Consider the following 11,548-nt stretch of genomic DNA (forward strand, 5'->3'; position numbering starts at 1 on the left):
TTATGTCTGAAAGATTAAATGTACATGATTTAATTACTGTGGGTATTTTTGCAGTGATTTTAATAGTATTAATTTTCGCATTTGGAATGTTGGGTTATATTCCGATTTTAATGTTGGCATTGCCAATTTTAGCAGCATTAATTTGTGGAATTCCATACATGCTCTTCTTAACAAGAGTTTCTAAATTTGGAATGGTTACATTGCTAGGGCTGATTCTGGGAATTGTAATGTTTTTAAGCGGCCATACATGGGTGCCAATTGTTGTATTTACTTTATTTGCATTCATTGCAGATTGTATCTTAAAAATGGGTAATTACTCATCAATTAAAAATTCAATTATTAGTCATGGTGTTTTTATAATGGGAATAATGGGTAATATGTTGCCATTTTTCATTTTAAGAGACTATTTCATGGAAGCAATGCGCGCTTCAATGGGAAATGATTATGTTAATGTCATTGCCCCATTCCTTAACAATGGTGTTTTAGTAATATTATTTATTTTAACATTCATTGCAGGTGTTGCAAGTGCTTATGTTGGAAAAATTGTGCTCAAAAAACACTTTGAAAAGGCAGGTATAGCTTAGGTGTAATAATGGGATTAGAACTAAATTTTAACTTAGATCCAAGAACTAAAATCATTATTTTAGTTGTTTTAAGTTTCATGGTTTTTAATGATGTGTCATTATATATTAGTGGAATTTTAGTTTTAATTCCATTTATTTGTTTATTTTTCACAAACCATAAAAAATCAGCATGGCTTTATATTGCTGTTTATTTATTGGCTAAATATATTCAAATTTTTATTCTTCCTACAGCAACAGGATTGATGGCAATTATACTAATTACTTTTAGTTATACTGCTTCTAGAATGTTGCCAATTCTTATGATGGGATATTATACTATAACAACTACTAAAGTAAGCGAATTCATTGCGTCTATGGAAAAAAGTAATATTCCCCGATATGTCATTATTCCCGTTTCAGTTGTTTTTAGATATATCCCATCAGTTTATGAAGAAATTAAATCAATAACTAATGCAATGAAAATGAGAGGCTTTGGATTAAATATCAAATCCTTGAAAAACCCTTTAAAACTAATAGAATTTTATATGATTCCTATTTTGATTAGTGCAGTTAAAACAGCAGATGAACTCTCAGCCGCCTCTCTAACAAGAGGACTCAGCAATCCGGAGCCAAGAACTCATTTACTTCAAGTAAAATTGACCAAACTGGATTACTCACTTATAGCAATAACATTCATTGGTTTTGGAATATATGCATATGGTTTTTTAAGAGGTGTCTTGATTGCTTAAAATGGAAGATGTTTCATTCACATATAATAATAATGGCGATACTCAAAATCTGTCTGATATAAATTTGAATGTTAAAGAAGGGGAAGTTATTCTGCTTTGTGGCGAGTCAGGCTGCGGAAAAACATCAATCACACGTTTTTTAAATGGACTGATTCCGAATTTCTTCGATGGTAAACGTGAAGGAAATGTTTATTTGGGTAATGATTTAATCAGTGAAATGAAGATATATGAAATTTCAAAGCATATTGGATCAGTTTTTCAAAATCCAAAAACCCAGTTCTTCAATGTTGATACGACAAGCGAACTTGTTTTTGGATGTGAAAATTTATCCATGAACGTTGATGAGATTAAAAAAAGGCTAGATTGTGTAGTTGATGACTTTGACATATTCAATCTGGTTGATAAAAATATTTTTAAGTTATCCGGCGGTGAAAAGCAAAAGATTGCTTGTGCATCAGTATCGGCGGTATCTCCCGATGTTCTTGTTCTAGATGAACCATCATCCAACTTGGATTCCAAGTCAAGCTGGGATTTTGAATTCATAATTAGGAAATGGAAAGAGCAGAAAAAAACAGTAATTATTGCCGAACATAAATTATTCTTTTTAGGTGATGTCGTTGACAGGGTAATATTTCTTAAAGACGGAAAAATTACAAACGAATGGTCAATCGATGAATTTAAAAACATAAATCATCGAGATTTGGGTTTAAGGCAATTAAATTTGGACAATATAGAATTAAAAAGAAAAGAATATTACTCCAAGAATCAGGAATTTTTGGAACTTAAAAATTTTAAATTTAACTATGGAAAAACTCAAGTTTTAGACATTGATGATGTTAAAATTCCTAAAAACGAAATCATAGCCATCATTGGTAAAAATGGTGCCGGAAAGTCAACATTTGCAAATTGTTTGTGCGGTCTTAAAAAATCATGCAAGGGCGAGTTAGTCTTCAATGGAAAATCCTTAAAAAGAAAGGATAGGCTTAAAAAATCTTATATGGTGATGCAGGATGTAAATCATCAGCTATTTACAGAAAGTGTCCTTGATGAAGTTTTGTTGAGTATGGATGAAGATGATTTGGAATTAGCTGAAGATATTCTTAGGAATTTGAACCTGATTCATCTAAAAGATGCCCATCCAATGGCATTATCCGGTGGTGAAAAGCAAAGGGTAGCTATTGCATCGGCAATTGCATCTAAAAAGGAAATATTGATTTTTGATGAGCCAACAAGTGGTCTTGATTTAAGGAATATGATGAAAGTTTCTGAAAACTTAAGGTATCTGCAGGGATTAGGGATAACTTCATTCATCATAACCCATGATTTCGAATTAATCTGTGAGTCTTGTTCCCATATCCTGCATTTTGATGATGGCAAAATCATTGATAATTATAAGATTGATGAACAAAAACTGAAAGATTTCTTTTTAAGGGGGTCTCAATAGTCTTTTAACCCTTAATTCAGGAGTTTTAATCGAAATTACATTAAGATTTATGAGTATGTGAATTATTAGATATTTGATTAGTGATATTATGTATGAGAATCATTTGCCAATTTTTGGTGTAGGACCATATTTAGTTTTAATAATTGGAATCATAACTATAATTTTCTCCATATCCTCATACTACCATTTAATTCCAGTTTATAAGATAAATGAATTAAATATGGTCTTTTTTATTTTAGGAGTAATATTAATAAGTTTAGGGATTGTTTTTTGGATTTCAGCAGTTCTGGTCTCAAAAATAAGTGATGAAGTTGAAAACAATAAATTAGTTACAACAGGGATATATGCTTATGTAAGGCACCCTATTTATGCCGCATTTTTTTATGCTGCAACCGGATTAATATTAATCTCTCAGAATATCCTCCTATTTATCTTGCCCGTATTTTTCTGGGCATTTCTAACAGTTGCAATGATAAATACTGAAGAAAAGTGGTTAATTGAGAGATATAGTGATGATTATAGGGATTATTCTAAAAAAGTTAATAGATTCATACCAAAGGTGATTTAATGGGATTTTTTGACAATATGAGAAAACCAAAAGGAAAATTAGGAAACATTCAATTAAAATCAATGAACAAGGAACACACTCCTGTTTCACTATGGGGGTTGAAACATTTGGAGATAAAACCTGGCGATACTATCTTGGATGTAGGCTGCGGCGGTGGAATTAACATCAATAGAATGGCCAAACAAGCAAAAATGGTATATGGTGTAGATTACAGCATAGAAAGCGTAAAACTGTCACGTGAAGTAAACCGCCAGGAGATATATGACGGCAAAGTCAAGGTTCTTGAGGGCAATGTTGCAAATCTGCCCTTTGAAGATAACACTTTCGATGTAGTGACAGCATTTGAAACGGTTTATTTCTGGCCTGATATCGAAAAATGCTTTGGCGAAGTTAAAAGGGTCCTTAAGCCTGGCGGAACATTTCTAATTGGGATGGAATCGAACGGATCAGACAACCTAATTATGAAAGTATCTGAAAAATTAATTGACATGACAGTATATGATGATGAGCAGATTACAGAATTTTTAAGGAATAACGATTATTCACAAATTACCGTTTATTTGAGGGACGGAAAAAACAAAAAGGAAATAATAAAAGAGATTGGCGGGCAAACAAAAACCGTTGATGATGATTATGACCATGTTTCTTTTTCGGATAAGTTTGTCCAATGGATGACCATTGTGGCAAGAAAGTGATATTATGGAGGAATATGAAGGTGTGGAAGATACATTATTCATACCATTAACTGGAAGAGTATATGTCTCTAAAAAATTTCCAGAGTATTTTTTCGATGAAAAAGCCTTAGAAATGGAGAATTTGATTAAGAACAAACAAATTGAGAATAAATCATCAGAATATACGATGCTGGCAAATGTTGCTAGAAGCTACAATTTAGATGAAATGGCTCAAAAATTCATTGATAAGCATGATAAATGCAATATTGTGAATTTGGGTGTGGGCCTTGAAACATCATATTATAGAATTGATAGAAAAAATTCTCTTTTTTTTGAAGTTGACCTACCTGAAGTGATTGAACTAAGAAAGAAATATTTCGAAGTCGCAGAAAATGAAAAGTTCATTAAAGGAGATTTGTTTAAACTTGAATGGTGTGATGAATTAGACACCAATCTTCCAACATTAATGATAGTTGCAGGCGTGTTCCAATACTTCCATGAGGAGGATATTCTCGATTTCATTGGAAATGTTAAAAAAATTTTTAGAAATGCTGAGTTGATATTTGATGCAACAAACAAATTTGGAATAAAATATTGCAATCTATATGTTAAAAGAACTGGAAATAAGTCAGCATTAATGTATTTCTATATTGAAGATGCAAATGAATTTTCAAAAAAGGCTAATTGTCAGCTGATTGAATGTAGAGGTTTTTATAAAGATGCTATAAAAATATTAAATAAGAAATTAGGTTTATATGCAAAAATTGCAATGAAAATAGCCGATAAAAGGGATAATGCAATGATTTTGCATCTAAAAATTTAACTAATCTTTTGTAATCAGCCATATCCATTCAACCATTTTGCGATTAATGTAATTTCTTATTTGTTTTAATAAATCCATCAATAACAGCTTGTCAATAAGAGGTATTCTAAAAAAAATAATTTGATGAAGATACTTTAGTATCCCATCAGTATTGTTTAATTTTTTGGCACAATAGTGGCATGCACTTAATACTTTTTCATGGTAACATTGCTGAGATAACAGATGCTGAATCTGAGAGCAGAGTTACAGAGTTTGAGAGAACAGACGCTGAACCTGAAGATAATGAGCTTGCATCATCTACGAAAATATAATCAGGGCCGTCTATGTGCCTTAATAACCAAAAATCACAGCAATTTGCTTCGGATAAAAATGCAAAACCGAAAATTTCGGCAGCAATTCCAGCCATAATTGATCCACCTATTATTACCGCTGAAAATATTGTTGTGTCAAAGTTTACATTAAACACATTGTCACTAACTAATTTGGCCGCCAGAATACCGTGAATAGCACCTATTGCCAATCCTAAACTGGCTGCCATAAGCATTCCTCCTGAAGCGGCTCCTGCAAGAATACTGAGAAGAATAGTTGATCCAATACACCATGCTGTAATTAGTGATATGTCTGTCATGCTGAAACCATTGGAAAAATAAACAGGGCCACAGTCACCTGTAAGGTTAATTCCCTTAAATTGTACCTTACCACCGTCTCCTACACAGACATCATTGCCTTTACCATAAGCCTTATTATTTGAGAATGTACAGTTATTCAAGACTAATGCTCCCTGGTTGAAGATTGCTCCGCCATGTTTAGCATAATTACTGATAAAACTACAGTTATTGCAAGTCATGGATCCTAGGTTGATTATTGCTCCACCCCAGTCTCTTGTAATGATGTAGTCCATTCTGTTATTTTTGAATATTACGTTGTTGAAAGTACATGATCCTCCCATATTATAAACTGCAGTGTTATATCCTTCGATATTTAAATTAGATACGACAATTGAGTAGGAAGGGTCTACTACGAGCCAGTGATATTCATCACTTTCATCATATGTGCCGTAGATTGTTGACTGATGACCATTAATGATTATCATGTTAAATTGGGAAAATGATATTTGCCATGGGTCTGTGCATCTGATGGATACATTACTTGTAAAAATTACATTAAGTACATACAATAAATTTTCTAAAGGTAAGTATCCCTCAAAATCAGGGCAAGACCTTTCTTCAAAGGCGAATGAAATTTCTAATATATGGCTTTTTATTAAAGCATTATAATCTGCTGTACTGCTGACGGTTTTATTCAACATAAGTGTTAAATCATTGCGAAAATTCCCCTCACGCATTAAATTGAAAATTTCATTTAATTCTGTAATGTTTTTGAAATTGTAATCTTTTCTGTAGGTAATTCCATATTCCTCGAAATATCTTATCATTGATAATGAAAAAGTGCAGGTTTCGTTATCGTAAATGATATAATATACAATGTCGTTATCCAGATAATTAAGGCCGCTGTTCATTATTGCGGAATACATTACATGAGCCAGATTGAATTTTTTATCGATTAGGTAGGAACTAAAATCATATCTTAGGTAATTTACATCAATATTGGTTACTGATCCATCAATAATGTATTTACCTCCCTCTTCGAATACACATTCTGTGAGGTTTAGATTTTTCTTGTTGCGGTCAATGTAAATTGCTTCGTGAGATAATTGGCTGAAGCTGTTTATAAAAAAGGAATGGCTAATTGTATTATCCGCGCCACCTATATAAATTGCACCACCAATTCCCCGTGCAGTATTATTTATGAATATGCAGTTATTGATAATGCCATTATTTCCACTCCAGCTAACTGCTCCACCGTTAATCGCTTCATTATTTATGAATGTACAGTCTGAAATAATTCCATAATCACCATTCCAGCTAATGGGGCTTAAAACATCATGATATGTTTTTCGGTATTTTGAGTCGTCCATTGGAGAGTTATCAGGTATATTTATTCCGATTGGTTTGGAGTTGATGATTGTCAGGTTTAATAGTTTAACATTGTTTCCTGTTACTTTAAATATTGCATAGAAATATTCTCCTGCATCTATGATGTGTCCATTACCATTGATGGTGATGTTATCTTTGTCGATTATGATTACATTCTCATCGATTATTATATGTTTTCCGTTACCATCAAAATAATAGTCTTTGTCAAAATCGTATGTGTCTCCGGGCTGGAGATTTTGAATATCATTGTTTAAGTCGTCAAAATTTCCGGGCAATGGTGTTTCGTCAGTCAGGGTGTGGTTAATGTGTGTTGGTTCATTCAACGGCATAGTGTCTACATCGCTTGCTGAAACGCAAGACGTTCCTATTAATATGCATAGGAATAACATTATAAAAAACAAATACTTTTTCGTTTTCAGTTTTATCACCTCTAAATAGGGATTTCTTTTATTCTACAATTTTTTCTATCCTATTTATAGTATATAATATTTTCCGCAAGTAAGTGATTGCTTGCATTAGTTTGGTGATAATAATTTGGTTTTAATGTCCTATTATTAAAGGAAAATCATAAGTAGAATTAAAAATTATTTGGGTTGATGGTAATCCAATCATAAGTCTTTTCAAATGACATATTTAGATCGGTTCGGTGATTTTTTCTGGTTTGTTGATCAAAATTTCTATTTTTTTTTTATAGATTGCTTATTCAACATTAATCTTTAGTGGTGAATCATAATTTGCTTTTTAAAAAAGTACCTGTGGAGGTACTTTTAAAAAGTGCTTTCTATTTTTCAAGAACGGCAATATAATCCATTCTTTTTCTTAACAACGGAAGCCAAGTGACTATCTTATAATGGGGCTTATAAACATTAACGCCATCAAAGAGATTAACATCCTTTATCCATCTAAAGTTATTATTGAACTTTGTTAATTCATGTCCTTTTTCGACACCCCATATGAATTTGGAGTCTGTATCTTCTATTGATTCTTCCTTTGTGTTTTTAACGGAAATCGGAGGCATTATCTCCATATAGATTGTACATTTGTCAAAATTTGAATCTATAACATTAATGATGTCTACTACATCTTTCTCATTTAGATACATTGTCAATCCTTCAACGATGAATAAAACATCATTTCTTATTGAGATTTCCTGAGCCCATCCAGGATCCATTGCCGAATACGCAAGTGTTGTAACCCTGTCTGTATCTTCAATATATTTCAACCTATAATTTGCTGAATTTTCTAAATCCACATTGTACCAATTGATTTTACCGTTATCAAGTCTGTTAAAACGTGTATCCATCCCTGATGCAATATTGACAATTGTACATTCTGGGTGGGCATTTATATAGTCTCCAACCATTTCATCTAATACAATTGTTCTTGAAATTGTACCAAGTTGCATAAATTTATCCTTTTCAGCTATGCTGAAATCATAATCAATTTTAGATATGACTTCTATTGCTTTTGAATCATAGAATTTATGATTTTTCTGTTGTGAATGTCTTGCTTTAGCAAACAATGTCAAAAGCATTGTTTTTTCTACGCCTTCTAAATTCATAAGTAGTTCTCCATTGATAAGTTTAATTCATATAATTATTGTATGGGATACTATATAAATTTTTAGGCATGCCTAAATTTTTAAAATCCTTTTCAGAATAGTCATATTTAAAATGCCGTTTTTTGAAATTATACTTAAAGTAGCTGACAATTCCAATACTGACATCTAAATTCAAATATTATGTCGATTAAAGGAAGTTAAAGCTTCAAAATCAAGATTATCAACTTTTAATTGGCAATATTGATGATAAAAAGGTAAACTGGGTTGGAAAGTCCAGTTATATTGATAATAAACAAAAAAGAATTATAAAAATAAAAAAAGAAGTAGCTGAATTATTCAGCGTTAATTTCGATATCAAAGGTTTTAGCTTCAATAGCAGCACTTTCACCAGGTTGAATGGTGTAAATAGGGGAACCAAGTAAAATTAAGTTGTTGTTAATTTCTCTAATAACATTGTCTGCTACTTCTTGCATGTGGGTTCCTTCATATAAGAAACCTTCATCTTTGTTACCTTCTAATTTGTATGAAGTTACGTCACCACTAATTTTGTTAGTTGCTTTTACATTTACAATCATAATTAATCTCCAATTAAATGATATTAATTATTATGTTAGTTAACATTTTTAAATAATGCGGTTTAAATTTAAGATTATGGAAATACCCTTATATTTTTATCTTGCATATAAAGATTTGGATAGATTATCCCCAGGCAGTGACGATACAACTTTAAAAGCAATTGGCAAAGTCAATATAATCCATCCAGAAGATTTAAATATTCTTGACATTGCATGTGGTGTTGGTTCATCTACAATCCTGCTTGCAAATTACTTTGAAAATGCCACAGTTGAAGCAATCGACTTATTCAAACATTATCTGGCAGTTTTGGATGAAAAGATATCTGAAAATAATCTGGAGGATAGGGTATTTACATATCAGATGGATATGAATGATCCTGATTTTGCAAACGAAGAGTTTGACATCGTATTTTGCGAAGCCGCAGTGGAAATTATGGGATTTAAAAAAGCTTTGCATGATTGGAAAAGACTGCTTAAAAATGAAGGATTCTTGATAGTGTCTGACGTTTCATGGATTGGAAAACCATCATCTGAAAGCAGAAAATTCTGGAAAGAAACATATGAGGAAATAGACACGATTGAAAATAAGATTGCACAGATAAAAGATGAGGGATATGAATTTGTTGATTATGTTATTGTTCCTAAAGAGGACTGGAGCGAGTATCACAAAAAACTTGAAAGGAATCTGAATTCCCTAAGCTCAGATAAATCAGCAAAAGAATTTGTAAATCAATTGAAAAAAGAAATAAAGATTTATAGGCAGAATAGCGGGGATTATAGTTACGTATTTTATATCATGAGAAAAGCAACTCGTCAATGATGTCCATATCCAAGTGCTGTTCAACTATTTCAGCCAATCTATTTAAAGAGTAATCTTTTTGGGTTTCGTATGGATCTTCACCATATTTCGCTTCAAGACCTTTTTTAACTCTTAAATAATTAAGGAATTCTCTTCTGAAATTATAATTATGGAATATTCCGTGGAAATATGTTCCAAATACGTTTCCTGATGAAGCTCCATCAATTAGTCCGTCATCATTATTTCCTTGGCCTTTTTTAACATTCAATAATGCAGATGCGGTCAAAAGGTCAGTTGTACCTTCATGAATTTCATAACCGGTTACGGTCTCGCCTGCGATATTCTTAAAGATTTCGCCTGCAAGCCCTTCAATTTCATGAGGAATTGTAGCTTCGGATTGTGTAACTATCTTGTCAGCTCTTGAAAAGTTGGATTCGATATCTAACAGTCCAAGACCTTCAATGGTACCATGCTTTGATTCGCGTTTTTCTTCATCGTAAATGATATTTCCTAAAATCTGCAGGCCACCACAAATTCCAACAATAGGAATTTCATTTGACTTTTCAATGATTTTTTGAGCAAGCCCGCTTTCATTAAGCGCATAGGTGTCTTCTGTTGAATTACGGGTTCCTGGAATCAAAATGGCATCGACATCACCAATATCATCATTCACGCCAATCATCTTAAGCCCGACATCCTCTTCGTACTCAAACGGATCGATATCTGTGAAGTTAGCTATTTTAGGAAGCCTGATGACTCCTATTGTGATGTCCTTGTTTTCTGCAAATTCATGTGTGGTCAATGAAGCGGAATCCTCTTCGGGCAGTTTTAAGGTCTCATCATAAGGAAGGACTCCCAATACTGGTTCGCCGGTAATTTCTTCGATTCTGTCAAGTCCAGGTTTCAGTATATCCAGATTGCCTCTGAACTTGTTTATGACAGTTGCCTTTAAACGGGATCGGTCATAGTCATCAAGCAGAACGTATGTTCCTGCAATTGCTGCAAAAACTCCTCCCATTTCAATATCAGCTATCAGGATTACATTTGCATCAGCAAGATGCGCTATTTCCATATTTGCTATGTCCTGTTTTCTCATATTGATTTCGGCCGGAGAACCTGCCCCTTCAATAATTATGATATCATATTTCTCAGATAGAATACCAAAACTTTCTTTTATGGCATTTAAAGCGGTATCATGGTATTTGTGCTGGTAGTCATAGAAATTCATGTCTCCAATTGATTTTCCTTGAATGATTACATTGGAGGTAAAATCTCCTTTTGGTTTTAGCAAAATAGGATTCATGTGTATGCTCGGTTCAATCATTGCCGCTTCTGCTTGCAGCATTTGGGCGATACCTATTTCACCATCTTCTTTGGTTGTATAGGAGTTTAGGGACATATTCTGTGATTTAAAAGGAGCTACATTATATCCCCTATTTTTATATATTCTACATAAAGCTGCTACAAGCATGCTTTTCCCGGCATTTGATGAGGTTCCTTGAACCATGATACATTTAGTCATGTTAAGATATATTGAATTAATGTTATAAATAATTTAAAATGAGATTTAATTAATCTTATTTGAAGTATGGATTGTTATATATCGGGGGTTTCAATTTAATATCTAATACTATTTGAATATAAAAACTGATTGAAAGTGATATATTCCATACTTTCAAACTCGATTAACAATATATAAACATTGATAATTTAATATTGTAGTGGTATATATGTTAATTTTAGTATATAATATTGTCTATTATTAGTTTATAATTTTTATTTTTTAAAATGAACT

11 protein-coding genes are annotated in these 11,548 nt (G+C 32.3%); 7 read left to right on the top strand and 4 right to left on the bottom strand.

Translation table 11 applies throughout. From position 1 onward, the window contains the following. Nucleotides 1-2 precede the first annotated feature (2 nt). From TL18_RS03720 to TL18_RS03745, 6 genes are all read left to right on the top strand, one after another. A complete protein-coding gene (locus tag TL18_RS03720) occupies nucleotides 3-584 on the top strand; it encodes an MptD family putative ECF transporter S component (protein ID WP_067041515.1) in 582 nt (193 codons plus the stop codon). A gap of 8 nt (nucleotides 585-592) precedes the next feature. Further along, nucleotides 593-1,312, top strand: coding sequence for an energy-coupling factor transporter transmembrane component T (locus tag TL18_RS03725; RefSeq protein WP_067041518.1), 720 nt, complete (start codon nucleotides 593-595; stop codon nucleotides 1,310-1,312). Next, nucleotides 1,305-2,756, top strand: coding sequence for an ABC transporter ATP-binding protein (locus TL18_RS03730; RefSeq protein ID WP_067041521.1), 1,452 nt, complete (start codon nucleotides 1,305-1,307; stop codon nucleotides 2,754-2,756). Before TL18_RS03725 ends, TL18_RS03730 begins: the two co-directional genes overlap by 8 nt. An 88-nt stretch (nucleotides 2,757-2,844) precedes the next feature. Further along, nucleotides 2,845-3,324, top strand: coding sequence for an isoprenylcysteine carboxylmethyltransferase family protein (locus TL18_RS03735; protein ID WP_067041525.1), 480 nt, complete (start codon nucleotides 2,845-2,847; stop codon nucleotides 3,322-3,324). After that, the gene (locus tag TL18_RS03740; RefSeq protein WP_067041528.1) at nucleotides 3,324-4,019 is read left to right on the top strand and encodes a class I SAM-dependent methyltransferase; all 696 of its coding nucleotides are present in this window, start codon (nucleotides 3,324-3,326) and stop codon (nucleotides 4,017-4,019) included. The genes TL18_RS03735 and TL18_RS03740 overlap by 1 nt, the downstream gene beginning before the upstream one ends. 4 nt (nucleotides 4,020-4,023) lie before the next feature. Continuing rightward, nucleotides 4,024-4,821: a class I SAM-dependent methyltransferase gene (locus tag TL18_RS03745; protein WP_067041531.1), complete on the top strand. Its 798-nt coding sequence runs from the start codon at nucleotides 4,024-4,026 to the stop codon at nucleotides 4,819-4,821. A gap of 196 nt (nucleotides 4,822-5,017) precedes the next feature. Here the strand turns inward: TL18_RS03745 and TL18_RS03750 are convergent, their stop codons facing one another. The 3 genes from TL18_RS03750 to TL18_RS03760 form a co-directional block, all read right to left on the bottom strand. Then, nucleotides 5,018-7,207: a hypothetical protein gene (locus tag TL18_RS03750; protein WP_067041534.1), complete on the bottom strand. Its 2,190-nt coding sequence runs from the start codon at nucleotides 7,205-7,207 to the stop codon at nucleotides 5,018-5,020. 392 nt (nucleotides 7,208-7,599) lie between these two features. Then, nucleotides 7,600-8,379: a class I SAM-dependent methyltransferase gene (locus TL18_RS03755; protein ID WP_067041537.1), complete on the bottom strand. Its 780-nt coding sequence runs from the start codon at nucleotides 8,377-8,379 to the stop codon at nucleotides 7,600-7,602. Between the two features lie 332 nt (nucleotides 8,380-8,711). Further along, the gene (locus TL18_RS03760; RefSeq protein WP_067041539.1) at nucleotides 8,712-8,954 is read right to left on the bottom strand and encodes a hypothetical protein; all 243 of its coding nucleotides are present in this window, start codon (nucleotides 8,952-8,954) and stop codon (nucleotides 8,712-8,714) included. Nucleotides 8,955-9,030: 76 nt separating this feature from the next. Between TL18_RS03760 and TL18_RS03765 the strand changes: the two genes are divergently transcribed. Then, the gene (locus TL18_RS03765; RefSeq protein ID WP_067041542.1) at nucleotides 9,031-9,774 is read left to right on the top strand and encodes a class I SAM-dependent methyltransferase; all 744 of its coding nucleotides are present in this window, start codon (nucleotides 9,031-9,033) and stop codon (nucleotides 9,772-9,774) included. Here the strand turns inward: TL18_RS03765 and cobQ are convergent. After that, on the bottom strand, nucleotides 9,749-11,275 hold the full coding sequence (gene cobQ / locus TL18_RS03770) for a cobyric acid synthase CobQ (RefSeq protein ID WP_067041544.1): 1,527 nt from the start codon (nucleotides 11,273-11,275) through the stop codon (nucleotides 9,749-9,751). The two genes, TL18_RS03765 and cobQ, sit on opposite strands and share 26 nt — an antisense overlap. Nucleotides 11,276-11,548 lie beyond the last annotated feature (273 nt).

This window comes from Methanobrevibacter sp. YE315 (assembly GCF_001548675.1).
In the GTDB taxonomy this organism is placed as follows: Archaea; Methanobacteriota; Methanobacteria; order Methanobacteriales; family Methanobacteriaceae; genus Methanocatella.

Bases quoted from the DNA above. Each gene is read 5' to 3' on its own strand.
- TL18_RS03750 (WP_067041534.1), bottom strand. From the start codon at position 7,207: ATGTTATTCCTATGCATATTAATAGGAACGTCTTGCGTTTCAGCAAGC.
- TL18_RS03740 (WP_067041528.1), top strand. From the start codon at position 3,324: ATGGGATTTTTTGACAATATGAGAAAACCAAAAGGAAAATTAGGAAAC.
- TL18_RS03720 (WP_067041515.1), top strand. From the start codon at position 3: ATGTCTGAAAGATTAAATGTACATGATTTAATTACTGTGGGTATTTTT.
- TL18_RS03760 (WP_067041539.1), bottom strand. From the start codon at position 8,954: ATGATTGTAAATGTAAAAGCAACTAACAAAATTAGTGGTGACGTAACT.
- cobQ (WP_067041544.1), bottom strand. From the start codon at position 11,275: ATGACTAAATGTATCATGGTTCAAGGAACCTCATCAAATGCCGGGAAA.
- TL18_RS03765 (WP_067041542.1), top strand. From the start codon at position 9,031: ATGGAAATACCCTTATATTTTTATCTTGCATATAAAGATTTGGATAGA.
- TL18_RS03735 (WP_067041525.1), top strand. From the start codon at position 2,845: ATGTATGAGAATCATTTGCCAATTTTTGGTGTAGGACCATATTTAGTT.
- TL18_RS03745 (WP_067041531.1), top strand. From the start codon at position 4,024: ATGGAGGAATATGAAGGTGTGGAAGATACATTATTCATACCATTAACT.
- TL18_RS03725 (WP_067041518.1), top strand. From the start codon at position 593: ATGGGATTAGAACTAAATTTTAACTTAGATCCAAGAACTAAAATCATT.
- TL18_RS03755 (WP_067041537.1), bottom strand. From the start codon at position 8,379: ATGAATTTAGAAGGCGTAGAAAAAACAATGCTTTTGACATTGTTTGCT.